The sequence below is a fragment of the Streptomyces sp. H39-C1 genome, assembly GCF_027158125.1.
Classification (GTDB): domain Bacteria; phylum Actinomycetota; class Actinomycetes; order Streptomycetales; family Streptomycetaceae; genus Actinacidiphila; species Actinacidiphila fildesensis.
Window position 1 is genome coordinate 1 of record NZ_JAPVLS010000217.1, and the last position, 2,672, is coordinate 2,672.

General features: G+C 71.8%; 2 protein-coding genes and 1 pseudogene. All 3 read right to left on the bottom strand.

The genetic code is table 11. From position 1 onward, the window contains the following. Window positions 1–707 (bottom strand): annotated as a pseudogene (locus tag O3W51_RS47640) (DUF317 domain-containing protein); the annotation flags it as partial. A gap of 67 nt (window positions 708–774) precedes the next feature. After that, window positions 775–1,899, bottom strand: coding sequence for a DnaB-like helicase N-terminal domain-containing protein (locus tag O3W51_RS47645; RefSeq protein ID WP_269290317.1), 1,125 nt, complete (start codon window positions 1,897–1,899; stop codon window positions 775–777). Further along, window positions 1,899–2,672, bottom strand: a 774-nt coding sequence (locus tag O3W51_RS47650; RefSeq protein ID WP_269290319.1) for a DNA cytosine methyltransferase, incomplete at its 5' end; no start/stop codon positions are given. The genes O3W51_RS47650 and O3W51_RS47645, both read right to left, overlap by 1 nt.

Genomic DNA, 2,672 nt, shown 5'->3' on the forward strand with positions numbered 1-2,672 from the left:
AGGAGAGCATCGTGGTCGCCGGCATCGGTTGCGTACGCAGGGACGGTTTCCGGTGCTGGTGTGGGCTGAGGTTCGACGCCGGGTATGGCGAAGGATGTGCGGGCCTGGACGGCGTCGTGCTCGGTGTCGGTCATGGGTGCCGGGCCGGGCCGCATCGTGCCGCCGTGGACATTTTCGAAAGCGACCAGGGCCTGAGCGGGTGAGTCGAAGGTGTCGGCGACCTGCCGCAGGTGGTTCTCACCGTGGAGGTAGACGCTCTTGCCGCCGCGGCTCAGGTAGGTGCCGACCGCGACGGTGGTGTGGCCGTCCTCGGCGTGGGCGTGGATGAGCAGGTGGCCGTGGCGGATGTCGTCGTAGATCGTTTGGGCTTCGTTGGAGACCTCGCGGATCTCGGCACGGGTGCACCAGGGCATCGGGTAGTCGGCCCATGTCCAGTCTTCGTCCATGGCTTTGCGGAGCTGGGGGGTGATCTCGACGGTGATCCCGTCAGCGGCCAGTTGCTGGGCGGCCTGTTCGGCCCAGTAGGGCTCCTCATGGTCGATGCGGGCCAGAACCAGGGTGTTGGTGGTGACGACGTGCCAGTTGGCGGCCTCCAGGCCCACGTGGGGGATGTGGGCCCGGGAACCGGTCAGGAGGGCGGTCACGGCACTGGGGTGGGTGGGGTGGCTGTCGAGGAGGACGTGCGCGTCCAGGGAGGGGGTCGACACGAAGGCGGCTCTCTTCTGCCGGTCACCGGTACGCAAGGGCCAGGCGTGCTCGGCGGGCGGCGGGGGCTTAGCGGGATATGCGGGCGGGGGGCGGAGCCGTGGTCCGCGGCGGCCCGGCCCGGGATGCCTGCGGGGCCCCGCAGGGCTTGCTGGGGCGGGAATGGCGGGCCGGCGCGGGTGCAGTGGCGTGCTGCCATCGGGTGCGCACGGCGGACAGGCCGGCGAGAGCGCGGCGGCTGCCCACGACGAGTTGGTTCGGCGTGGTGGCCGGATCGTTGGTGAACGCCTCGATGATCTGGCTGGTGTGCTGGGCGGTGGCCAGGAGGGAGCGCTGCAGGACGCGCTCGCCCCAGTGGTCGGGGGAGCCGAGCGGTCCGTTGAGGAGGTCGAGTAGTTCTCGCGGGTCGGCTCCGGCTGCCAGCAGGCGTCGGTGCTGTGCTTCCCACAGCAGCGTCACGGGGTCGACGGGGGTGTCGCGTCGGGTTAGGGCGTTCAGGCACTGCCACAGTCCGGCGTGCAGCGGCTGGGTGAAGTCGCCCGGCGTCAGCCACCGCATCTGCTCGATGATGGTGGGGAGCGCGGTCGCGGTTGCGAGCAGCAACTGTTCCTCGTCGAGGGCCTCCTGGTCGGGGGGCGGGGTCGGCTCAGGAACGTGGGTGCGGGGCAGGGAGCCGGCGTGTGAGGGGAAGCGGGCGGCGATGTCGTCCACCACGGTGGCCAGGGCGTCGGCCTCGTCGAGGGTGGTGATCACGGGCTGCGGCAGTGAGGTGTCCCGGGCGGTGTGTCCGAGGTGTTGGGCGGCGGCGGCCAGACGGCGCCGGGCGTGCTCGGCCTCGATCATCCGCGCGTACGCGGGCGCGTGCCGGGGCCGTGGGCAGACCTGGATGAGGTGGTGCAGGTAGGTGGCGGTCAGGCCGGGCGCTTGCTCGCGGGCGGCGCTGAGCACGGCATCGAGCCACTGCGTGCTCTGCGTGTGGTCGACCGGGTCGGCCGCCGGCAGGGAGCTGATCGCGCGGAACACGGCGGCGTGTGCGGCAGTGGAGAACGCCTCGGAGCCGACGCTGGTCACCTCGCCAAGGCGGTGGGGTTCGAGCAGGAGGGCGCCGAGGAGGGCCTGCTCGGCGTGGAATACCGGGGGCGGCGGGGTGGCGGCGTCGAGGTCGTCATGGCCGGGTTCGGGGGTGTGGTGCATCAGGCGGCCAGGGTGAAGTCGTCGGGGTTGAGGAGAACGCCCAGGTGCGGGGCGAGGAGGTGGGCGGCGAGCAGTGGGGGTACGGCGTTGCCGATCTGTGAGAACTGCTGGCCCTTATTGCCGGCCCAGGGGTGGTCGGCGGGGAAGGTCTGCAGGATGCCGGCCTCGCGGGCGGTGATCCGGATCGGTTCCGGAACCGGAGTCAACGCTGCGTCTTCCCTTTGGGAGGCGGGGGGTTCAGCGATCCAGGTGCATTCGTTGGCGCGGTGCCCGAAGAACAGCGTCCCGGCGGGTTCGGACAGCGGCCGGATGGTGGCGTTGGTCTGGTTGTTGCTCCGCAGGGACCAGGACCAGACGGGCGCCTCGGCGGGTCCGGGACGGCTCTCGCGCGTCCCGAGCCGAGTTGTCCGGGACGGCAGCATGAAGCCGTCCGGCCGCGACGTCCAGGTACCGCGCTCACGCGAATGGGACAGAGCCTTGCGGGACCCGGAGGGAAACGGTTCGGGGCCACCACCGGGCCCACCGCCGGCGCAGACGGTGGGCACGGGCCGATCGGTGGCGCCCCACCCCAGGGCCTGGGCCATGCTGACCCAGCGGACGCGGCCCGGACCGAACAGCGAGTCGGGCTCGCCGACTTGGGCATGGGTCGGGGCAGGGGGCTGGGCTGTGCGGACCCGGGAGGCGAGCAGGATCGCCCGCCGTCTCGTCTGGGGTACGCCGTAGTCGGCGGCGTTGAGGATGCCCGTCCACACGCTGAATCCCCACGCCCGCAG